This window comes from Amycolatopsis sp. NPDC004368, from assembly GCF_053602515.1.
This window is the reverse complement of record NZ_JBSGDT010000005.1, coordinates 13,413-33,770: the sequence shown is the minus strand read 5'-3', so window position 1 is coordinate 33,770 and position 20,358 is coordinate 13,413. Positions and strand designations below refer to the sequence as shown.

Below are 20,358 nucleotides of genomic sequence, written 5' to 3'. Positions count from 1 at the left end.
GTCAGTCCTTCTTCCCGAAGCCCACGAACTTCCCCTGCAGCAACGTGATCGCCACGATGATCACCGTGAGCAGGAACGCACCCGCGGAACCGACGCCGTAGTTCTGGTCGCCCAGCGCGGAGTCGTAGAGGTACACGAGCGGTGGCTTCACGGGCGCGGTCGCCGTGCCGGACAACCCCGTGCCGAAGAGGTTGTAGAACTCGTCGAACGCCTGGAACGCGGCGATGAGAATCAGCAGCAGCACCGCCACCGACGTGTTCCGCAGCTGCGGCAACGTGATGTAGCGGAAGGCCTGCCACTTCGACGTGCCGTCGAGCTCCCCCGCTTCGTACAGCGAAGGCGAGATCGCCTGCAAGCCCGCGAGGAACAGGATCATGTACAGCCCGACCTGCAACCACAGCCGCAGCGTGACCACCGCGACCCAGTACACCGGCGGGCTCGTCTGCGACAGCCACGGCACCGGGTCGGCGCCGAAGAGGCCGCCGATCACGTTCGCCACGCCTGAAGGCAGGCCGTTGAACAGCGCCATCTTCCACACGAGCGCCGCGACCACATAGGAAACCGCGCCCGGGATCAGGAACACCGTGCGGAAGAACGCCTTGCCACGGCGGATGCTGTTGACCAGCACGGCCAGCCCGAGCGACGCGGCGAACGTGACCGGCACGATGACCACCGTGAACAGCGCGATGATCAGCAGCGAGTCGCGGAACGCGGAGTCGCTCAGCAGGAACGTGTAGTTGTCGAGCCCGATCCACTTGCCCAGCGAGATCGTGCCGCGCGCGTCGTTGAAGGAGAGCAGGAAGCTCCACCCGATCGCGACGTACTTGAACACGCCCAGCCCGATCACCACCGGCGCGGTGAGCAGCGTGAACGCGCCGATCGCGCGCCAGTCCGTCTTGCGCCGGCGCCGTTTCGCGGGCGCCGCCGGACGGGTCGACGGCGCCACGGCCGCCGGGGACGACACGGCCATGTCAGGCGAGCTGCTTGTCGACTTCGGCCTGGGCCTTCGTCGCCGCGTCGCCGAGTTCGGCGGCGGGGTCGGCCTGGCCATTGGCGATCTTCGTGGCGGCCTGCAGGAACAGCGTCGCCGAGGCCTTGTTCCACAGCCCCGAGTACGACAGGCCGTTGTGCTGCGAGATCGTGACGGCGTCCTTGGCCGCGCCGGTGGAGAACTCGGTGGTCTGCGCCGCGACCTCCTTGCGCGCCGGGATGTGGAAGCCGTACTTGACGCTCCAGTCCTTCTGCAGGTCGGCCTGCTGGATCCACAGCCAGTTGATGAACTTCTTCGCGGCGTCGAGGTTCTTGCTCTTCGCGTTGGCCAGCTGGTACCAGCCGCCGACGCGCGCGACCTGGCGGCCCGCGTCGCCGAACTTCGGCCACGGCACCACGCCGAAGTCGTCGCCGAGGGCCTTCTTGATGTCCGGCAGTGACCACAGGCCACCCCACTGCAGCGCGGCGGCGCTGTCGGAGAACGCGCCGGGGTCGGACCAGTCGGTGGGGTAGCCCTGCAACAGGCCGCCGGTGTCGTGCAGTTGCTTGAGGCCCGCGATCGCGGCCACGGCCTCGGGCGTGGCGAACGCGACCTTCTTGCCGCTCGCGTCGAAGAAATCGGCGCCCGAGGACCACAGCAGCAGGGTGGCGGCCTCGCCGACGCCGTCGGTGCCGACGTAGAGGCCCTTCTGCTTGCCCGTGGTCAGCTTGCGGGTCGCGTCGAGCAGCTCGGCGAACGTGGTCGGCGGCTTCACGCCCGCCGCGGCCAGCACGCTCTTGCGGTAGTACAGCATCATCACGTCGTCGATCGTCTTGACGCCGTAGATCTTGCCCTCGACGGTCGCGGTGTCCAGCGCGGCCTGGGAGAAGTCGCCCTTGACCGGGTCGACGATGTCGTCGAGCGGGGCCAGCAGGCCGTTCTTCACGTTCTGGTACCGGAAATCGCCGATCTCGAAGAGGTCCGGCGCGTCGGCGGTGAGCAGCGCGGAGTTGAGCTTGGTCTCGTAGTCGCCGGCGATCCAGCTGACCTTGATCGCGATGTCCGGGTTGGCCTTGGTGAACTCCTGCGCGTAGCGCTGCACCGCCTGCTGCGTGCCCGATTCGCCGTACGCGTGGTACCACTGGTTGAGCGTGACCTTGGCCCCGCCCGCGGCACCGGAGTTCTTGTTCAGCGGATCGGAGGTGCAGCCCGCCAGGGCGGCTCCCCCGGCGAACAGCACGGAGCCGACGAGGAAGCTCCTGCGGGACAACGATGGGGACAGGGCCATGTGACTTCTCCTCACAAGCGGTCGGACACGAAAAGACTCTGAACGGCGACAGCGGCGGCGCCCCGTGCCCATTCCTCGAACGGCAGCGGCCGGATCACCAGGCCGCACCGGGCGGCGCTGCCGAAGGCCTGCTCCGCGAACGTGCGGCGGATCTGCTCCTCGAACAGGTCGTAGGTCGCCACGCCCTCACCCGAGACGACGACCCGTTCCGGGCCGAAGAGGTTGACCAGCGCACCGAGCCCGAGGCCGATCGCGTGGCCCGCGGTCGCGAAGACGGCCCGCAGCGGCTCGTCCCCCGCTCGCGCCCGCGCCACGGCTTCGTCGAGCGACAGCTGCGGCTCCCCCGTGACGCGGCGCGCGCTCGCGACGATCGCCTCGGTCGACGCGATCGCCTCCACGCAGCCCGTGCCACCGCAGTGGCAGGCCGGACCGTCGGTGCCCATCCCGGCGACCGGGACGTGCCCGATCTCGCCGGCCACGCCGTGCGCTCCGCCCACGAGCCGGCCGTCGAGCACGAGCGCGCTCCCTATGCCCGTGCCCACGGTGACCAGTGCGAACGAGGTGGCGCCGACACCTTCGCCGAACCACTGCTCGGCCACGGTGAGCGCCTTGACGTCGTTCTCGAGCGTGGTCGCGAGCCCCGTGCTCTCCTCCAGCAGTTCGGCCAGCGGCACGTCGTGCCAGCCGAGGAACGGCGAGTAGCGCACGAGCCCCGAGTCCCGGTCGACGTCACCGGAGATCGCGACGCCCAGGCAGTAGGCGCGGTCGCGGAAATTGGTGGCGCCGTCGGGCGCCGAGCCGGCCAGCAGCTCGGCGACGAGGTCGACGAGCGCGCGCACCACGTGGTCCACGTCGTGGCTGGTCAGCGGGTGGTGCTTGGCCACGCGGATCTGGGCCTGCAGGTCGGTGACCACGCCGATGAGGTCGTCGCCGGTGATCTTGACGCCGATGAAGTACTCGCGATCGGGCCGGATGGCGAGCGGGTTCGCGGGGCGGCCGGCACCGGGCGCGGTGCGCTCGCCCGAGGCCAGCTCTTCGAGGTAACCGGCTTCGATGAACGGGCGCGCGGCCTTCGTGACGGCCGCGGACGACAACCCCGTGCGGCGAGCGACGTCCACACGGCTGACCGGCCCCTGGGTCAGCACCGTGGTGAACACGGTGGCCGCGGCGGGACTCGTGATCGGCGCCCTTGCCGGTGCACTGCGAGGCATGCGCGGAACCGTACGACGGATAAATTAACTTCGTCAAGAATTTATTTTTCCGCTAGTCATCCCTACGCTCTGGGGCATGTCCGTGGAATTCGACGTCGATCACCGGCTGTGGCTGCTGCGCACGGAGAGCTCGGCCTACGCCTTTCGGCTCGACGAAGCCGACCTGGCGCGGCACGTGCACTGGGGTCCGCCGCTCACGTTGGAGCAGGCGACGCAGATCGCGAGCCGGCGCAACCCCGTGGACTCGAGCTTCGACGAACCGGGTGACGACCGGGCCGAGCTCGCCACCGAGGGCGGCGCGTTCTTCGGTGTGGCCGGGCTTTCGGTGCGGTTCGCGGACGGCACCCAAGCCGTGGAGTGGACCCACGCCGGACACGAAATCGGCGACGATCTGGTGGTGCGGCTGAAGGATCGGCACTACGGCCTCGTAGCGGAACTGCACTACGACCTCCGTGGTGAGGTCGTCGAACGGCGCGTGGTCCTGCGCAACACCGGGACCGAACCGATCTCCTTGCTGCGCACGGACTCCGCGGCCTGGACCCTCCCCCGTCGCGACGGTTACCGCGTCTCCCACACCACCGGTGCGTGGAGCGCGGAAGCCGGCCTGCTGCGGGAAGACGTGCCCGTCGGCGAGACGACGTTCACGAGCCGGCGAGGGGTGTCGAGCCACCAGGCCCAGCCGTGGGTGATGCTCGACGACGGCACCGCGACCGAAACCCGCGGCGAGGTCTGGAGCACGGCGCTGGCCTGGAGCGGCAGCTGGCGGATCACCGTCGAACGGTCGCACACCGGGCGCGTGACGTGGACCGGCGGCTTCGGCCACGAAGGCGTGCAGTGGGTGCTGGACCCCGGTGAGACCTGGGAGACGCCGGTGTTCGCCGGGCTCTACACGGCCGCCGGGTTCGGCGGGGCGAGCCGGAAGTGGCACACCTACGTACGCGAGTTCGTGCAGCCGCACCCCGAGGAGCTGCGCCCGGTGGTCTACAACTCGTGGGAGGCCACTGGCTGGGCCGTCGACGAAGCCGGCCAGCGGGAGCTCGCCGCGATCGCCGCGAAGGCGGGCGCGGAGCTGTTCGTGGTCGACGACGGCTGGTTCGGCGCGCGCACCGGCGACACCGCCGGTCTCGGCGACTGGACCGTGAACCGCGAACGGTTCCCCGGCGGCCTGGGCCCGCTCGTGGCCGAGGTGCACCGGCTCGGCATGCGGTTCGGGCTGTGGGTCGAGCCGGAGATGGTGAACCCGGACAGCGACCTGCACCGCGCGCACCCCGAGTGGGTGGTGCACATGCCGAACCGCCGGCGGACGACGCTGCGCAACCAGCTCGTGCTCGACTTCGGCCGGCCCGAAGTCGCCGACTGGGCACACAAGTGGCTGCACGGGCTCGTGACCGAGCACGGCATCGACTACCTCAAGTGGGACATGAACCGCGCGTTCACCGAAGCCGGGCCCGGGCGGGTGTGGGTGGACCACGTTCGCGCGGTCTACGGCGTGCTCGACCGGCTGCGCGCCGATCATCCGGCGCTGCGGATCCAGGCGTGCGCGGGCGGCGGCGGACGCACGGACCTGGGGGTCCTCGCGCGCACCGACGAGATCTGGGCCTCGGACAACACCGACGCCGCGGATCGCGTGAAGATCCAGCACGGCTTCTCGCAGCTGCTGCCCGCGGGCGCGATGGCCGCGTGGGTCACCGACAGTCCCAACCCGCTGACCGGGCGCACGGCGCCGCTCGAGTTCCGCTTCCACGTCGCGATGGCCGGTGTGCTCGGCCTCGGCGGTGATCTCACGAAGTGGACTCCCGATGAGCTCACGCGCACGGCCGAGCTCGTGGCTCTGTACAAGGAGATCCGGCCCGTGGTCCAGCACGGCACGGCGTACCGCCTGGCGGACCCCGCCGTCTCCCCGCTCACCGCGGTGCAGTTCGTGCTCGGCGACGACGTCGTGGTGCTGTTCGTGCAGCGCCCGCACGACCACGGCCAGCCGGTCGTCACGCCGCTGCTGCGGGACCTCGACCCGGCGGCGCGATACCGCGATGCGGAAACCGGCTGCGTGCACCACGGGGCGGTGCTGATGACCCACGGCCTGCCGCTGGAGTTCGCCGGCACCGGGCCCGCGAGCCGCCTCGTGCGGCTGCGGCGCGAACCTCGCTAGCGGGGCCTTCCGCCCACTAGGCTGCCGGTCATGCCCGCTCGCCCGATCATCGCCGTGACCCGCTGGATTCCCGACGACGCGGTGCAAGTGCTCGCCGAAGCGGGCGAGGTGAAGGTGTCGGACCTCGACCGGCCGCTGACACCCGAGGAGCTGCGGTCGTTCGTGGCCGGGGCGTCGGCCGTGGTGTCGATGCTGCACGACCGGATGGACGGGTCGGTGGCCGAGGCCGCGGGGCCGCAGCTGGCGGTGGTGGCGAACGTGGCCGTGGGCTACGACAACGTCGACGTGCCGGCCCTGGCGGCGCGCGGGATCACGGTGACCAACACCCCCGGCGTGCTCACCGACGCGACGGCGGACCTGGCGTTCGGGCTGCTGCTGGCCGTCACGCGCCGGCTCGGTGAGGGCGAACGGCTGCTGCGGGCGCGCGAGCCGTGGTCGTTCCACCTGGGGTTCCTGCTCGGCGCGGGGCTGCAGGGCAAGACGCTCGGCATCGTCGGGCTCGGGCAGATCGGCCGGGCGATGGCCACGCGCGCGGCGGCGTTCGGGCTGCGGATCGTCTACTCGGGACGGTCGGCGAAACCGGGCTTCGACGGTTTCGTCTCCTTCGACGAGCTGCTGCGGCAGTCGGACTTCGTGTCGCTGCACTGCCCGCTCACGCCGGACACGCGCCACCTGATCGACGCGGCCGCGCTGCGCGCCATGAAACCCACCGCGTACCTGATCAACACCACGCGCGGGCCGGTCGTCGACGAGCCCGCGCTGGCCGACGCCCTGGAAGCCGGGGAGATCGCGGGGGCCGCGCTGGACGTGTTCGAGCGCGAACCCGAGGTCGAGCCGCGGCTGCTCAAGCGCGACGACGTGGTGGTCACGCCGCACCTGGGGTCGGCGACGCTGGAGACCCGCACCGCGATGGCCGTGCTGGCCGCCCGAAACGTGACCTCGGTGCTCACCGGGGACGCCCCTTTGACGGAGGTAGCGCCGTGACCCGTGTCGTCATCGCCCCGGACAAGTTCAAGGGCAGCCTCACCGCGGTCGCCGCGGCGGAGGCCATCGCCCTCGGAGTGCGCGACGCGCTGCCCGACGCCGACATCGCCGCCTGCCCCGTGGCCGACGGTGGTGAAGGCACGCTCGAGGTGCTGGAGAACGCGGGCGGCTCGCTCGTGCGGCTCTCGGTCCGCGGCCCACTGGAGGACCACGTCGACGCGCGGTACGTGGTGCTCGACGGCACGGCCTACATCGAGTCGGCGCGAGCGTGCGGCATCGAGTTCGTGGATCCGACGCCGGAAACCGCGCTGGCTGCGCACACGTGGGGGGTCGGCGAACTGCTCGCCGACGCGCTGTCCCGCGGCGCCTCCCGGCTCGTGCTCACGGTCGGCGGCACCGCCAGCACCGACGGCGGCGCCGGCATGCTCGCCGCCCTCGGCGCCGGGGTGTTCGACGCCTTCGACGCCCCCATCGGCCTCGGCGGCGGAACCCTCTCGCGCGTCGCGAAGGTGGAACTGGGCCCGGCCCGCGAACGTCTCGGCTCGGTCGAGGTCACGGTCGCGACGGACGTGACGAACCCGCTCGTCGGCCCGTCCGGCGCGGCGGCGGTCTTCGGCCCGCAGAAGGGCGCGCGCCGGGAAGAAGTCACGCACCTCGACGCGGCGCTCGGGCGCTGGGCCCAGGTTCTGGTCAACGCCGGCGCCCCCGACGTCTCCTCGCTCCCCGGCGCGGGCGCCGGCGGCGGGGTGGCGGGCGGCGCCATCGCGGGCCTCGGCGCGAAGGTCGCCTCGGGCTTCGACCTCATCGCCGGCCTCACCGGCGTCGACACCGCGCTGGCCGGCGCCGACCTCGTGATCACGGGCGAGGGCTCCCTCGACTCCCAGAGCCTGTCCGGCAAGGCGCCCGCCGGCATCGCCGCCAGGGCGGGCCGCGCGGGCGTACCGCTGATGGTCCTGGCCGGCCGCATCCAACTCGACGCCGCCGACCTCGCCGGCCTGGGCGTGGTGGGCAGCAGCGCGCTCATCGACCACGCCCCGTCCCTCGACCACGCGCGCACCCACGCGGCCGAGCTCCTTCGCGCCCGGGCAGGTGACCTGGTCCGCACCTGGGCAGCGCGCTGACCACCGACCGACCACACACCTACGAGGCCAGCCCCTCGACGCAACCACAGGGCGAGATCGACTCGAAGGCGATCTCGCACGCGGCGGCGAAGCCGACGCCAAAAACACAGCCTTTGCCGTGCGGACTCAGCTTTGCTGGGGAAGCACGGCAAAGGCCACGTCGCCCGTTTCGTCCTGCTGGACGTCGAGGACCTTGTCGTCCAGGAGCGCAGCGGCCTGGGGTTCGAGGAAAACCTTCGCGCCGGCGTCGGTGCCCACGACGCGGTCGCCGTCCTCGGGTGAGGGGGCGACGGAGAGTGCGAGCTGAGCTCCTTCACCCTCCTGCACGCTCTGGAGAGCGAAGCGCAGCCCGCTCTCCTCGGCGCCCTGTTCAGCCGTCAGCGCGGAGATCGCCTCGGCAGCGGCTTCGGTCACGGTCAGCATCGTTCGGCCTTCCCTTCGTCGCGGTCGGATGCGATGGGTTCTCACGCTAGGGGCGGCCGTGGGGCAGCGCAGCGTGAGCGACGCGGAGCTTCCGAAGCCGTGGGACCGCTCACAACCACGTTTGAAAACCGGCCGATCTGCCCAGGCGCGTGCGCGTGATCACTGAAAAACTCGGAATAGCCGGGACGCCCCCGAGGCTGAAACCCCTGTCAGCGGGATCACAAGTCTTCATCGGGTTCATCAGGTTCACAAGTTTGTGAAGCAGAGGTAGCGTCAGGATCATGACCACCACCAGGTGGACGCCCCGGCCGCCGCTTTTCCACCGGGACCCGCAGCGTCACCACGAGGACCACGAGCTCGGCGGACACGCCGCCTGGTACCTCGTCGCCGGTGCCGTCACCACGGGCCTGCAGGCGTTGCTGTTCCTGGCGTTGCGCCCCGAGCTCGGCTCACAGTGGGGGAACCTGGTGGCCATCGCGCTCACGACGGTCGGCAACACCGAGTTCCACCGCCGCGTCACGTTCTCCGGGCGCGCGAGCAAGGCCGGTCAGCGCCACCTGCAGGACCTGCTCACCTTCGTCTTCTACGCCGGGTACGGCTCGATCGTCCTGGCCACCCTCGACGCCGTGGTCAGTCACCCGACGGCGTGGGACGAGACCGCGAGCTTGCTGGCCGCGAGCTTCGTCGGCGGGGTCGTGCGCTTCGCCGTGCTGCGGTGGTGGGTCTTCGCCCACGCCAAGCCCGCGGCACCGGCGACACCGACGCCCGAGCACGACTAACGTCCGGCTCGTGCCCGAAGAGAACACCGAGCCGAGCGGCGGTGGACCACACGGCGTTGGACCACACAGCGTTGGACCACACGGCGTTGGACCACACGGCGTTGGACCACACGGCGTTGGACCACACAGTGGCGGTACCGAACCGGACTACCGCTTCACCCTCGCCAACGAGCGGACTTTCCTCGCCTGGCTGCGCACCTCTCTGGGCTTGATCGCCGGCGGGGTCGCGGTCCACCAGCTCGTGCCGAACCCCGTCGCGTTGAGCACGCTGCTCGCCGGGCTGTGTGTGGTGCTCGCGGCGATCCTCGCGGGCGGTGCCTACCCGCGCTGGCGGCGCGTGCAGATCGCCATGCGCGCCGGGCAGCCGCTGCCGCGCAGCTCGATGATCCTCATCCTGACCGGGGGCGTGTTCGTGCTGATGGCGGCCGCCGGCGTGCTCGTGATCATGTCGTGAGCCGGCCCTTCGCGAACGGTGCCCAACCCGAACGCACCGGCCTCGCGTGGCGCCGCACCGCGCTGTCCGCCGCCGCGTGCACGGTGGTGCTGCTGGTTGCTTCGCTGCGCCACGAAGGCGCCTGGGACATCATCCCGGCGGTGCTCGCGGCACTCACCGCGCTGGCCCTCGGAACGGTCGGCCGACACCGGGAGCGATCACTGCGAACCGACCCGGAACCGGCGGCACTGAAACCCGTTCTACCCGCGGTGGTGGCCACCCTCTGTTGCGCTACGGCGGTGTCACTCCTGGTGACGTACTGAGTGGACAGTCCGCACATCCTGCGAGCAGCGAATCGTACTGTGCGTTGACTGGTCTCGATTTTATCAAGACCACTGCTGCTAACGGGGTATTCGTAGTTGAAATCTGGACTGTCAGCCCGCGACCCGCATAGGGTTACGGAGCGTCGCAACGGAAGCAGCAAGCACTCGATCGTCCGGAGTAGCTGCGACCGCAACATCACAGAGTGTTGACCCCAAGACCAGCGACGGTCGCAGGGTCGCCGGGGAGACGACCATGACAGCACCGTCGAAGACATCCCGTATGGAAGCAGCCGCCGACGAAGGCGACGTCCCAGGCTATGTCACGCCCGAGACGTTGCCCAGGGCCTCGGGCCGGCTGACCAAGGAAGACCTCGACCCGCTCGTGGTCGCCGCGGGCCGGGGGGACCAGCGCGCGATCACCGAACTGCTGCACGTGCTGCGGCCCGTCGTCGCCCGCTACTGCCGGGCGCGCATGGGCGGGCGCGACCTGTCCTACCTCTCCGCCGACGACGTCGCGCAGGACGTGAGCATGGCCGTGCTCAAAGCCTTGCCCGACTACCAGGACCGCGGCGGATCGTTCCTCTACCTCGTGCACGCCATCGCGGCCAACAAGGTCGCCGACGCCTACCGCGCCGTCGCGCGGGACCGGTCCGAGCCGGTGCCCGAGCTGCCGGAGCGGCCGCTGGCGGGCAACGGCAACGAGCCCGAGTCGTATGCGCTGCGGCTCGACCTCGGTTCCCGCCTGCAGGAGATGCTCACCCGCCTCGCGCCGCTGCAGCAGGAGATCCTCACGCTGCGCATCATCGTCGGCCTGAGCGCCAACGAGACCGCCGAGACGCTCGGCATCTCCGCCGGCAACGTCCGCGTGACCCAGCACCGCGCCCTGACCAAGCTGCGCGACATGGTGCAGGGCGAGGAATTCTAGAGTTCCAGTCCGTACACGCGCTTCGCCGTGTACTCGAAGACGTCGAGCCGTTCCGGGTCCGTGAGCGGACCGGTCAGCGACATCGCCGCGTCGAGCACGACCTCGTAGGCCGCGGCCAGCTCGCACACCGGCCAGTCGGTGCCGAAGAGCACGCGGTCGGCCCCGAACGACGTGAAGACGTGGTCGGCGTAGCGCCGCAGGTGCCCGATCTGCCACTGCTGCCAGTCGGCCTCCGTGACGAGCCCGGAGAGCTTGCACACCACGTTGTCGCGCGCGCCGAGCGAAGCGATCCCATCGGCCCACGGCTGCCACTCCCCCGCCGCGATGGACGGCTTCGCCGCGTGGTCCAGCACCAGCCGCAACTCCGGCAGCTGCTCGGCCACCTTCCGCGCCGCCGCCACCTGAGCGGGCGCCACCAGCAGGTCGTACACCAGCCCCGCCGCCCCGACGGCTGCCAGGCCGCGCAACACGTCCGGGCGCAGCAGCCACTCCGGATCCGCCTCGTCCTCGACCTGGTGGCGGATGCCCACGAGCGGGCCCAGCTCCTTCAGCCGCGCGAGCCGGTCGGCGACGTCGGGCGCGGTCAGGTCCACCCAGCCCACCACGCCGGCGATCACCGGCTCGGCCGCCGCCGTGGTCAGGAACTCCTCGGTCTCGCCCTGATCGGGCAGCGTTTGCACCAGCACGGTGGCGTGCACGCCGGCCGCGTGCGTCACCGCGCGCAGATCGTCCACTGTGTACGGCCGCCGGATCGGGTCCATCGCCGCGCCGGCGAGCCACGGGTAGTCGCGGCGCGCCGGGTCCCACAGGTGGTGGTGGGCGTCGATCACAACGATCCTCCAGAGTTCGCGGGCCGGCCGACGGCGTCCGGGCGCAGCAGCCCGGCGTCGACGAGGTCGGTCCACAGTACGGCGGGCACGACCTTCGCCGCGCGCCGCGCGTTCACGGCCACCTGCCCGGCGTCGTGCGCACCGACGACCACCGACACCACGGCCGGGTGCCTGGCCGGCAGGGCGAGCGCCGCCTCGGGCAGCTCGACGCCGTGGCGCGCGCAGATTTCCGCGATCCGCCGCGCTTTCTCCACGAGCTCGGCCGGCGCCGCCGCGTAGTCGTAGACCGTGCCCGGCGCGGCGGTGGCGAGGATGCCCGCGTTGAACACCCCGCCCGCGACCACGCCGACGCCACGTTCGAGGCACAGCGGCAGCAGGTCGTCGAGCGCCGGCTGGTTGAGCAGCGTGTAGCGCCCGGCCATGAGCACGTGGTCGAGGTCGAAATGGCGCACGAAGTCCGTGAGCATCGGCGTCTGGTTCATCCCCGCCCCGATCGCGCCGACCACGCCCTGGTCCCGCAGTTCGAGCAACGCGGGGAACGCGCCGGCGACCGCCTCTTCGAAGTGGTCGTCCGGATCGTGCACGTAAACGATGTCCACGCGGTCGAGACCGAGCCGGGTCAGGCTCTCTTCGAGCGAGCGCAGCACACCGTCCCGGCTGAAGTCCCAGCGGCGCCGGTGGGTGGCGGGCACGTCGAAGCCCTGGTCGTCGCGCTCGCCCGGCGCGGCGGCGTGCGGTTCGAGCACGCGGCCGACCTTGGTGGAGAGCACGTACTCCTCGCGCGGGTGCGCGGCCAGCGCCGCGCCCAGCCGGCGTTCGGAGAGCCCGAGGCCGTAGTGCGGAGCGGTGTCGAAGTAGCGGATGCCTTCTTCCCACGCACGCTGCACGGTGGCGTTGGCGGTGTCGTCGTCGATCGCGTGGTAGAGGTTGCCCAGCTGCGCGCCACCGAGCCCCAGCGGGGAGAGCTTCACGTTCACTCCTTCACCGGACGTTCCGGAAGTTCCCAGACGAGGCCGAGGGCCGCGTTGGTGTCGGATCGGCTGTCGGAGGTGTCGAGCAGCCGGTTGATGCGGATCTGCCACTCGATGTCGGCGGGATCGCCGGCGAGCGCGGCCTTCATGGCGTCGAAGTCGTCGACCTCCACGAAGTGGAACAGGTCGAGCCCGCTGCGCCAGATCCGCCACGTGCGCACGCCGGCGCGGCGCAGGGCCGCGTCGAGCTCGGGCGGGATCACGGCGTGCACGGACTCGTACGTCGCCTCCTGCCCGGGCTTGAGCCGGGTGCGAAGAGCAACTCTTTCAGGGGCAGAGCCAGGGGTCGAGCCGTGGGTCATGGTCCCTCCTGACGCATTACGTGGCACTCTGTCTTCAGAACACCGAAACATCCGAGGTCTCTTGAGGGAGGGCGGTCTCGATGCCCGTCACCGATGTCGCGATCGACAAGATCAAGGACATGATCATCTCGGGGGAGCTCGCGCCGGGTGACCGGCTGCCCAAAGAGGCCGAGCTCGCCCAGCGGCTGGGGCTTTCGCGCAGTTCGCTGCGTGAGGCCGTGAAGGCGTTGTGCCTGATCCGGGTGCTCGACGTGCGCCAGGGCGACGGCACGTACGTGACCAGCCTCGAACCCAACCTGCTGCTCGACGCCATGACGTTCGTGGTCGACTTCCACCGCGACGACACCGTGCTCGACTTCCTGGCCGTGCGCCGGATCCTCGAGCCCGCCGCCACCGCGCTGGCCGCGCTGCACATGAGCGAGGACGACATCACCGAGCTCGGCGCCCTGCTCGACGAGCTGGCCGACGCGCCCACGGTCGAGGCGCTGGTGGCCAACGACCTGCAGTTCCACCGCAAGATCGCCGACGGCTCGGGCAACCCCGTGCTGTGCTCGCTGCTCGACAGCCTTTCGGGGCCGACAGCGCGGGCGCGGATCTGGCGCGGCCTCACGCAGGAGGGCGCGGTCGCCCGCACGCGTGAGCAGCACACGGCCATCTACGAGGCCATCGCCGCCCGGGAGCCGGAGCTGGCCCGGTCGTGGGCGACGGTGCACGTCGCCGGGGTCGAGCAGTGGCTGCGCAGCACGCTCACGCAGACCGAGGACGAGAGCCCCGACGCCGAACCGACGGCCGCCGCGTCCTGAGCGACAACCGGTGAAGTACTCCTCGGAAGTGCCCGAGGAGTACTTGCCGTGCCGATGGTTGCCCATCCGACCACAGTCACGGCCGAATGACTTGGTAGCAACGGTTACGTGCCGCGTGGGGGTCGGCCTGCTTTTGGCCGGATGGGCAACGGAACGGTCGGAAGGTCGGATGATCACGGCCCGCGCGCCGATCAGGTCTGCGGCTTTCCGCCGGCGTAGCGGCTGATGATCAGGGCGATGAGGATGATGCCGCCGTAGATCGCCTTCAGCCATTCCGCCGGCACCTGCGCGATGCGCAGCAGGCTGTCCACCGACTGCAGGAGCAGCACACCGGTGAGCGCGCCGACCAGCGTGCCCTTGCCGCCGTCGAGCGAGACGCCGCCGATCACCGCCGCCGCGAAGACCTGCAGGATCAGGCCGTCGCCCTGGTCGGCGCCGAGCGCGCCGACGTACCCGGTGTAGGCCAGGCCGCCGATCGCGGCCAGCACGCCGGCCACGATGAACACGGCCCACGAGATCCGGTCGACGCGGATACCGGCCGCGCGCGCCGCTTCCCGGTTGCCGCCGATCGCGTAGAGCGAGCGGCCGACGCGGTGGTAGCGCAGGCTGAGGCCGAAGACCAGGAACAGCAGCGCCGCGAGCCACACCGACATCGGCAGGCCGGCGAACGTCGTGGTCGCCAGCGCCGTGAACGCGTCGAGCTGGTCGAACAGCGTCTTGCCGTTGGTGGAGCCGATCTGCGTGCCGCGCAGCACGGTGAGCATCGCCAGCGTGACGATGAACGCGTTGAGCTTGAGCTTCACGATCAGGAAGCCGTTCACGAACCCGATCAGCGCGCCCACCACGGGGATGGCGAGCAGGCCCAGCGCGGCCGGCCAGCCCGTGCCGAAGCCCGACGAGGTCGCCGGGATCACCAACATGGCGCCGATCGCGGGCGCGATGCCCATGGTCGATTCCAGCGACAGGTCGAACTTGCCGGTCAGCAGCACCAGCGATTCGCCCAGCACCACCAGCGACAGCGCGGCGGCGGCCGAGAGGATGCTGATCACGTTGTCGAACGTGAAGAACGAGTCGCTGATCAACCCGCCGATCACGAACACGACCACGAGCGCCGGCAGCAGCGCCAGCTCGCGCAGCCACAGCGACTTGCGCCGTTTCGGGGGCACCGCGGGCAGCGCCGTCTGCGGATCGCTCATCAGCTCAGTCATGGAGCCCGACTCCTTCGATGTCGGCCACGAGGTCTCCGTCGGACCAGCCGGCCTGGTGTTCGGCGACGACGGCGCCGGCGCGCAGCACCAGCACCCGGTCGGCCAGGCGCAGGTCGTCGAGCTCGTCGCTGACGATCAGCACCGCTTTGCCAACGGCTCGCACCCGGTCGACGACCGCAAGCAAGGCCTCCTTCGACTTCACGTCCACACCCGCGGTGGGGTTGATCAGCACGACCACCCGCGGGTCGCTCTCCAGCGCGCGGGCCAGGACGACCTTCTGCTGGTTGCCACCGGACAGGTCGGACACGGGCTGTTCCGGCCCGGCCGCCACGATGTCGTACGACTTCAGCGCGCGGGCCCCGCGGTCGTGGCGCGCCTTCGGCGGGGCGAACCCGCCCGGGCCCATGCGGTCGAGCACGGACAGCGTGGCGTTGTCCATGATCGAGTGCTCGAGCACCAGCCCCTCGTGGTGCCGATCCCGGGGTACACAGCCGATTCCGGCGTGCACCGCGGCCGGGATGTCCCCGGGCGGCAGCGGTTTCCCGTCCACCGCAACGGTTCCCGCCGAGGGCGAGCGCAGCCCGTACACGGTCTCGGCCACCTGGTGCTTGCCGCTCGCGTTGCTGCCGGCCAGCCCCACCACCTCGCCGCGGTGCACCCGCAGCGACACGTCGTGGAACCCTTCGCCCGAGAGCGCCTCGACCGTGAGGACCTCTTCGGCGTCGACGGCCAGCGGGTCGCGGGTGGCCGCGTCGCGCACGGACAGCCCGCCCTGCTCGCCGGTCATGGCGTCGACCAGCTGCGGCCGGCTGACCTCGGCCACCGGTGCCGTGAGCACGTGCTTGGCGTCGCGCAGCACCGTCACGGCCTGGCACACCTCGTACACCTCGTGCAGGTGGTGGGAGATGAACAGGAACGTGACGCCGCTGCGCTGCATCTGGCGCATGCGCTCGAAGAGCCGCTCGATGGCCTGGCTGTCGAGCTGGGCCGTCGGCTCGTCGAGCACGATGAACCGCGCGCCGTAGCTCAGCGCGCGGGCGATCTCCACGAACTGGCGGTCCTCCACCGACAGCTCACCCGCGGGTGTGTCCACGTCCACGCGGACGTCCCACGAGTCGAGCAGCTCGCGAGCCTGGCGGCGCAGCTTGCGCCAGCCGATGGCGAAGCCGTCGCCGGCCTGCCGGTTGAGGAACAGGTTCTCGGCCACCGTCAGCTGGGGCACCACCATGGCGTGCTGGTACACGCACGCCACGTGGGCCTTCCAGTCGTCCTGTTTGGACAGCGGCGGCGCGGGCACGCCACCGAACTCCACGCTGCCGGTGTCCGGAAGGGACAGTCCGGTGAGGATCGACACGAGCGTGGACTTGCCCGCCCCGTTGCGGCCGACCAGTGCGTGCGACTCGCCGGCGTGCACGGTGAGGCTCACGTCGTGCAGGGCCACGGTGGGCCCGTAGCGTTTGCCGACGCCGTCGGCACTCACCACCGGCGCGGCCGTCTCGGGGGCGGGCGCGCTCACAGGTTGTTACCCCACAACGCCTTGTCGTCCACGTTGTCCTTCGTCACGACCGGCGCCGGCAGCTGGTCCTCGAGGATGCCGGGGCTGATCTCGACGATGGTCGAGTCGTGGTCGGTCGGGCCGGGCTTGAACGTCTCCCCCGCCATCGCCTTCTTGAGCCAGTACATGCCGTACTTGGCGTAGGCGTCGGCCGGCTGCGACACGGTGGCGTCGAGCTCGCCCGCGCGGATCGCGGCAAGCTCCTGCGGGATCCCGTCGTTGCTCACCAGCACCACGTGGCGCGGGTCGCCGACCGGGAAGAACAGGTTCTTGCGCTTGAGCGCCTGCTCGGTCGGCGCGAGGTACACGCCACCGGCCTGCATGTAGACGCCCTTGATGTCGGGGTTCGCGGTGAGCAGGCTGTCGAGGCCCGAGGAAGCCTTGTCGGCCTTCCACTCCGCCGCGATCTCCAGCACCTTGATGTCCGGGTACTTCGACTTCATGCAGTCGCGGAACGCCGCCGAGCGGTCGCGGCCGTTGACCGAGGCGAGGTCACCCATCACCTGCACGACCTTGCCGCTCTTCACGCGCTTGCCGATCTCGTCGCACGCCTTGGTGCCGTACGCCTTGTTGTCCGCGCGCACGACCATGGCGACCTTGCCGCTCTCGGGCGCGACGTCGACCGCCACCACCGGCACGTTCTTGTTCTCGGCCTGCTTGAGCCCGGCCACGATCGCGGCGGAGTCGATCGGCGTCACGACCAGGCCCTTGACGCCCTGGTTGAGCAGCGTGCCGATGTCGGTGATGAGCTTTGCCGCGTCGTTGTCGGCGTTCACCGTCGGCAACGCGTCGAGGCCGGTCTCCTTGGCCATCTGCGGCACGTAGTTGTTGTAGGCCTGCCAGAACGGCGAGGTCAGCAGCGGTAGCGTGGCCCCGACCTTGCCGCCGGTGTCGCCACCGGCGCCACCCGCGGCGGCCGGTTTGTCCTTCGTGGACCCGCACGCGGTCAGGACCAAACCGCAGGCGGCCGCCGCGGCGGCCAGCCGGATCACCTTCGTACGCACCGCATCCTCCTTGATGACATGCAAACGGGCACTAGTTCTGCACAGGTCCCCGCGGACGCAGGCCGTGCATGCCGCCGTCGACCGCGAGGGCCGTGCCGGTGGTCGACGCGGACAGCGGGCTGGCGAGGTAGGTGATGGCGCTCGCGACCTCGCCGGCGGTCACGAGCCGGCCCATCGGCTGGCGGGCGGCCAGGGCCGCGCGTTCGGCGGCCGGGTCGGCCGCCGCGTCGAGCAGGCGCCCGACCCACGGTGTGTCGGCGGTGCCGGGGCACACGCAGTTCACGCGGATCCGGTCGGGCAGGTGGTCGGTGGCCATCGCGAGCGTGAGCGACAGCACCGCGCCCTTCGTCGCCGAGTAGAGCGCCCGCTGCGGCAGGCCGGCCCACGCGGCGATCGAGCAGGTGTTGACCACGGCCGCCGAGGGCGAGGCCTTCAGGTGCGGCAGCGCGGCGCGCGTGACGCGGACCATGCCGACCACGTTCACGTCGTACACGCGGTGCCACTCGTCGTCGCTGTTGCCGGTGACGTCGCCGGCCGCGCCGATGCCGGCGTTGTTCACCAGCACGTCGATCCGCCCGAAGCGCTCGACGACGGCGTTGATCGCGGTCCGGACCTCCGCGTCGGCCGTGACGTCGCACCGGAACCCGGCCAGCGGTTCGGGCACGTCGTCGGTCTTGAGGTCGAGCACCGCCACCCGCGCGCCGCGTTCGGCGAGCAGCGTGGCCGTGGCCAAGCCGATCCCCGAAGCGCCGCCGGTGACCACGGCGACCAAACCGTCGAACTCGCTCACTGGGCGTCCTCCGTCCACTCTGGACCGTCCGGGAAGCGGAAGCGGCGCAGGGTCGCGTCGTGCATCCGCGCCGAGAACCCGGGGGCGGCCGGGGCCAGGTACCGGCCGTCGCGCACGACGGCCGGGTCGGTGAAGTGCTCGTGCAGGTGGTCGACCCACTCGATGGTGCGGTCGGTGTCGTCACCGGCCACGGCCACGAAGTCGAACATCGACAGGTGCCGCACCAGCTCGCACAGGCCGACACCGCCGGCGTGCGGGCACACCGGCACGCCGAACTTCGCGGCCAGCAACAGGATCGCGAGGTTCTCGTTCACCCCGCCCACGCGCGCGGCGTCGAGCTGCAGCACGTCGATCGCGCCGGCCTGCAGCAGCTGCTTGAACACCACGCGGTTCTGCACGTGCTCGCCGGTGGCGACCTTGATCGGCGCCAGGGCCTTCGCGATGGCCGCGTGGCCGAGCACGTCGTCGGGAGAGGTCGGTTCCTCGATCCAGTACGGGTCGAAGGGCGCGAGCTCGGTCATCCACGACACGGCCGTGGCCACGTCCCAGCGCTGGTTGGCGTCCACGGCCACGCGGATGTCCGCGCCCACCGTCTCGCGCGCCAGCTTCATGCGGCGCACGTCGTCTTCCAGGTTGCCGCCGACCTTCAGCTTGATCATCTCGAAGCCGTCGGCCACGGCCTGTTCGGCCAGGCGCACCAGCTTCGCGTCGGAGTAGCCGAGCCAGCCCGGCGACGTGCTGTACGCGCGGAAGCCCTCGGCCTCGACCTTCGCGATGCGCTCCTCGCGGCCGGGCTCGGCGGCGCGCAGGATGGCGAGCGCCTCCTGCTCGGTCAACGCGTCGGACAGGTAGCGGAAGTCCACGAGCGACACCAGCTCTTCCGGTGTCATGCGCGAGACGAACTTCCACAGCGGCAGGTCGGCGCGGCGCGCGGCGAGGTCCCACGCGGCGTTCACGACCGCGCCGATCGCCATGTGCGCCACGCCCTTTTCGGGGCCCAGCCAGCGGAACTGCGAGTCGCCGATCAGGTCGCGCGACAGCTGCCCGAGCGCCTGGGCGTCCTCCGGCACGTCGCGGCCGAGGACGTGCGGCGCGAGCGCGCGGATCGCCGCGGCCTGCACGTCGTTGCCGCGGCCGATGGTGAAGGCCAGGCCGTAGCCGTCGGGCCCGCCGTCGGTGTGCAGCTCCACGTAGGCGGCCGAGTAGTCGGGGTCGGGGTTCATGGCGTCCGAGCCGTCGAGCTCCCGCGAGGTGGGGAACCGGACGTCGAGCACCTCCATGCCGATGATCTTCGCCATGTCAGGCCTGCCTCAGCGTCTGGCGCTGCCGGCCGAGCCCGTCGATCTCGAGCTCGACGACGTCGCCTTCGCGCAGGTACGGCTTCGGCTCCGGCTGCCCGAGCGCGACACCCTCCGGGGTGCCGGTGTTGATCAGGTCACCGGGGCGCAGCACCATGAACTGGCTCAGGTAGTGGATGATCTCGGCCACGGTGAAGACCATGTCCTTCGTGGACGAGTCCTGCACCTTTTTGCCGTTCACCCACGTGCGCAGGCCGAGGTCCTGCGGGTCGGGCACCTCGTCGGCGCTCACGAGCGCGGGGCCGAGCGGGTTGAACGTCTCGCAGTTCTTGCCCTTGTCCCACTGGCCGCCGCGGTGCAGCTGGAACTCGCGCTCGGAGACGTCGTTGGACACCACGTACCCGGCGACGTGGCCGAGCGCATCCTCGACGCTGTCGAGGTAGCGGGCCTGCTTGCCGATCACCACACCCAGCTCGACCTCCCAGTCGGTGCTGCTGCTCCGGCGCGGGATGAGCACGTCGTCGTCGGGGCCCACGATCACGTCGGGGGCCTTCATGAACAGCACGGGCTCTTCGGGCACGGTGGCGCCGGTCTCCTCGGCGTGGCGCCGGTAGTTCATGCCGATGCACAGGACCTTGCCGGGCGAGGCCAGCGGCGGACCCACCCGCAGGTTCGCGGTTTCCGGGCCTGCGATGGGCAGCTCACCGGCTTCGAGCGCGGCGGCGGCGCGAGCGATCCCGTCGGCCGCGAGGAACGCGCCGTCGACGTCGGCCGTGAGGCCGGAGAGGTCGTACAGGGTGCCGTCACCCGCACGCACGAACGGTCGCTCTTCTCCCGCGGCTCCGAGACGCACAAGCTGCACGGACGTTCCCCTCTCACCACAGCCTCATCAAGACATCCGATGTATAGCGCATGCGCTTCCCTGGATCCA

General features: G+C 70.9%; 20 protein-coding genes and 1 pseudogene. 8 read left to right on the top strand and 13 right to left on the bottom strand.

Annotated features, from left to right (window positions below; genetic code table 11):
- Window position 1 precedes the first annotated feature (1 nt).
- From ACWEOE_RS10075 to ACWEOE_RS10065, 3 genes are read right to left on the bottom strand one after another with little or no spacing between them, the layout of a single operon-like run.
- Entirely contained in the window at window positions 2-970 is a 969-nt protein-coding gene (locus tag ACWEOE_RS10075) for a carbohydrate ABC transporter permease (RefSeq protein WP_452006611.1), read from the bottom strand.
- Window position 971: 1 nt separating this feature from the next.
- Window positions 972-2,258 carry an ABC transporter substrate-binding protein gene (locus ACWEOE_RS10070; protein ID WP_452006608.1) on the bottom strand — a complete coding sequence of 429 codons (1,287 nt, stop codon included), beginning with the start codon at window positions 2,256-2,258 and terminating at the stop codon, window positions 972-974.
- 11 nt (window positions 2,259-2,269) lie between these two features.
- Complete coding sequence (locus ACWEOE_RS10065) at window positions 2,270-3,469, bottom strand: ROK family protein (protein ID WP_452006606.1); 1,200 nt, start codon at window positions 3,467-3,469, stop codon at window positions 2,270-2,272.
- 76 nt (window positions 3,470-3,545) lie between these two features.
- Between ACWEOE_RS10065 and ACWEOE_RS10060 the strand changes: the two genes are divergently transcribed.
- The 3 genes from ACWEOE_RS10060 to ACWEOE_RS10050 are packed head-to-tail and all read left to right on the top strand — an operon-like array spanning window position 3,546 to window position 7,723.
- Complete coding sequence (locus ACWEOE_RS10060; RefSeq protein ID WP_452006603.1) at window positions 3,546-5,618, top strand: alpha-galactosidase; 2,073 nt, start codon at window positions 3,546-3,548, stop codon at window positions 5,616-5,618.
- 30 nt (window positions 5,619-5,648) lie between these two features.
- Entirely contained in the window at window positions 5,649-6,602 is a 954-nt protein-coding gene (locus tag ACWEOE_RS10055) for a 2-hydroxyacid dehydrogenase (protein ID WP_452006600.1), read from the top strand.
- Window positions 6,599-7,723, top strand: a complete 1,125-nt coding sequence (locus tag ACWEOE_RS10050) for a glycerate kinase (RefSeq protein ID WP_452006597.1) — start codon at window positions 6,599-6,601, stop codon at window positions 7,721-7,723. Before ACWEOE_RS10055 ends, ACWEOE_RS10050 begins: the two co-directional genes overlap by 4 nt.
- 126 nt (window positions 7,724-7,849) lie before the next feature.
- On the opposite strand, the gene ACWEOE_RS10045 is transcribed toward ACWEOE_RS10050, so the two are convergent.
- Window positions 7,850-8,146, bottom strand: coding sequence for a HesB/IscA family protein (locus ACWEOE_RS10045; RefSeq protein ID WP_452006594.1), 297 nt, complete (start codon window positions 8,144-8,146; stop codon window positions 7,850-7,852).
- A 281-nt stretch (window positions 8,147-8,427) separates the two neighbouring features.
- Between ACWEOE_RS10045 and ACWEOE_RS10040 the strand changes: the two genes are divergently transcribed.
- The 4 genes and pseudogenes from ACWEOE_RS10040 (at window position 8,428) to shbA (ending at window position 10,606) form a co-directional block, all read left to right on the top strand.
- Window positions 8,428-8,925 (top strand): GtrA family protein, encoded by a 498-nt coding sequence (locus ACWEOE_RS10040; protein WP_452006591.1) that lies wholly within the window; start codon window positions 8,428-8,430, stop codon window positions 8,923-8,925.
- A 118-nt stretch (window positions 8,926-9,043) separates the two neighbouring features.
- A pseudogene (locus ACWEOE_RS10035) lies at window positions 9,044-9,379 on the top strand (YidH family protein); the annotation flags it as partial.
- A complete protein-coding gene (locus ACWEOE_RS10030; protein WP_452006588.1) occupies window positions 9,376-9,681 on the top strand; it encodes a DUF202 domain-containing protein in 306 nt (101 codons plus the stop codon). The pseudogene ACWEOE_RS10035 and the gene ACWEOE_RS10030, both read left to right, overlap by 4 nt.
- Before the next feature lie 253 nt (window positions 9,682-9,934).
- On the top strand, window positions 9,935-10,606 hold the full coding sequence (gene shbA / locus ACWEOE_RS10025; RefSeq protein WP_452006585.1) for an RNA polymerase sigma factor ShbA: 672 nt from the start codon (window positions 9,935-9,937) through the stop codon (window positions 10,604-10,606).
- On the opposite strand, the gene ACWEOE_RS10020 is transcribed toward shbA, so the two are convergent.
- From ACWEOE_RS10020 to ACWEOE_RS10010, 3 genes are read right to left on the bottom strand one after another with little or no spacing between them, the layout of a single operon-like run.
- A complete protein-coding gene (locus ACWEOE_RS10020) occupies window positions 10,603-11,436 on the bottom strand; it encodes an amidohydrolase family protein (RefSeq protein WP_452006583.1) in 834 nt (277 codons plus the stop codon). The genes shbA and ACWEOE_RS10020 overlap by 4 nt on opposite strands.
- Window positions 11,433-12,413 (bottom strand): aldo/keto reductase, encoded by a 981-nt coding sequence (locus ACWEOE_RS10015; protein WP_452006580.1) that lies wholly within the window; start codon window positions 12,411-12,413, stop codon window positions 11,433-11,435. The genes ACWEOE_RS10020 and ACWEOE_RS10015 overlap by 4 nt, the downstream gene beginning before the upstream one ends.
- A complete protein-coding gene (locus ACWEOE_RS10010) occupies window positions 12,410-12,769 on the bottom strand; it encodes an L-rhamnose mutarotase (protein WP_452006577.1) in 360 nt (119 codons plus the stop codon). The genes ACWEOE_RS10015 and ACWEOE_RS10010 overlap by 4 nt, the downstream gene beginning before the upstream one ends.
- A gap of 80 nt (window positions 12,770-12,849) precedes the next feature.
- Between ACWEOE_RS10010 and ACWEOE_RS10005 the strand changes: the two genes are divergently transcribed.
- Window positions 12,850-13,572, top strand: a complete 723-nt coding sequence (locus ACWEOE_RS10005) for a FadR/GntR family transcriptional regulator (protein WP_452006574.1) — start codon at window positions 12,850-12,852, stop codon at window positions 13,570-13,572.
- A gap of 191 nt (window positions 13,573-13,763) precedes the next feature.
- Here ACWEOE_RS10005 and ACWEOE_RS10000 read toward each other — a convergent pair whose 3' ends face one another.
- Genes ACWEOE_RS10000 through ACWEOE_RS09975 form a run of 6 tightly spaced genes read right to left on the bottom strand, consistent with a single transcriptional unit; the run spans window position 13,764 to window position 20,289 of the window.
- Window positions 13,764-14,780: an ABC transporter permease gene (locus ACWEOE_RS10000; RefSeq protein ID WP_452006571.1), complete on the bottom strand. Its 1,017-nt coding sequence runs from the start codon at window positions 14,778-14,780 to the stop codon at window positions 13,764-13,766.
- Window positions 14,773-16,296 (bottom strand): sugar ABC transporter ATP-binding protein, encoded by a 1,524-nt coding sequence (locus tag ACWEOE_RS09995; protein ID WP_452006568.1) that lies wholly within the window; start codon window positions 16,294-16,296, stop codon window positions 14,773-14,775. Before ACWEOE_RS09995 ends, ACWEOE_RS10000 begins: the two co-directional genes overlap by 8 nt.
- Entirely contained in the window at window positions 16,293-17,339 is a 1,047-nt protein-coding gene (locus ACWEOE_RS09990) for a sugar ABC transporter substrate-binding protein (RefSeq protein WP_452006565.1), read from the bottom strand. The genes ACWEOE_RS09995 and ACWEOE_RS09990 overlap by 4 nt, the downstream gene beginning before the upstream one ends.
- Before the next feature lie 31 nt (window positions 17,340-17,370).
- Window positions 17,371-18,129, bottom strand: coding sequence for an SDR family NAD(P)-dependent oxidoreductase (locus ACWEOE_RS09985; RefSeq protein ID WP_452006562.1), 759 nt, complete (start codon window positions 18,127-18,129; stop codon window positions 17,371-17,373).
- Window positions 18,126-19,427, bottom strand: a complete 1,302-nt coding sequence (locus ACWEOE_RS09980) for an enolase C-terminal domain-like protein (protein ID WP_452006559.1) — start codon at window positions 19,425-19,427, stop codon at window positions 18,126-18,128. Before ACWEOE_RS09980 ends, ACWEOE_RS09985 begins: the two co-directional genes overlap by 4 nt.
- Before the next feature lies 1 nt (window position 19,428).
- Window positions 19,429-20,289: a fumarylacetoacetate hydrolase family protein gene (locus tag ACWEOE_RS09975; RefSeq protein ID WP_452006557.1), complete on the bottom strand. Its 861-nt coding sequence runs from the start codon at window positions 20,287-20,289 to the stop codon at window positions 19,429-19,431.
- Between the last annotated feature and the right edge of the window lie 69 nt (window positions 20,290-20,358).

Excerpts from the sequence above, each read along its gene's own strand:
- ACWEOE_RS10075 (WP_452006611.1), bottom strand. The coding sequence starts at position 970 with ATGGCCGTGTCGTCCCCGGCGGCCGTGGCGCCGTCGACCCGTCCGGCG.
- ACWEOE_RS09980 (WP_452006559.1), bottom strand. The coding sequence starts at position 19,427 with ATGGCGAAGATCATCGGCATGGAGGTGCTCGACGTCCGGTTCCCCACC.
- ACWEOE_RS10005 (WP_452006574.1), top strand. The coding sequence starts at position 12,850 with ATGCCCGTCACCGATGTCGCGATCGACAAGATCAAGGACATGATCATC.
- ACWEOE_RS10010 (WP_452006577.1), bottom strand. The coding sequence starts at position 12,769 with ATGACCCACGGCTCGACCCCTGGCTCTGCCCCTGAAAGAGTTGCTCTT.
- shbA (WP_452006585.1), top strand. The coding sequence starts at position 9,935 with ATGACAGCACCGTCGAAGACATCCCGTATGGAAGCAGCCGCCGACGAA.
- ACWEOE_RS10000 (WP_452006571.1), bottom strand. The coding sequence starts at position 14,780 with ATGACTGAGCTGATGAGCGATCCGCAGACGGCGCTGCCCGCGGTGCCC.
- ACWEOE_RS10045 (WP_452006594.1), bottom strand. The coding sequence starts at position 8,146 with ATGCTGACCGTGACCGAAGCCGCTGCCGAGGCGATCTCCGCGCTGACG.
- ACWEOE_RS10065 (WP_452006606.1), bottom strand. The coding sequence starts at position 3,469 with ATGCCTCGCAGTGCACCGGCAAGGGCGCCGATCACGAGTCCCGCCGCG.
- ACWEOE_RS10070 (WP_452006608.1), bottom strand. The coding sequence starts at position 2,258 with ATGGCCCTGTCCCCATCGTTGTCCCGCAGGAGCTTCCTCGTCGGCTCC.
- ACWEOE_RS10060 (WP_452006603.1), top strand. The coding sequence starts at position 3,546 with ATGTCCGTGGAATTCGACGTCGATCACCGGCTGTGGCTGCTGCGCACG.
- ACWEOE_RS10055 (WP_452006600.1), top strand. The coding sequence starts at position 5,649 with ATGCCCGCTCGCCCGATCATCGCCGTGACCCGCTGGATTCCCGACGAC.
- ACWEOE_RS10040 (WP_452006591.1), top strand. The coding sequence starts at position 8,428 with ATGACCACCACCAGGTGGACGCCCCGGCCGCCGCTTTTCCACCGGGAC.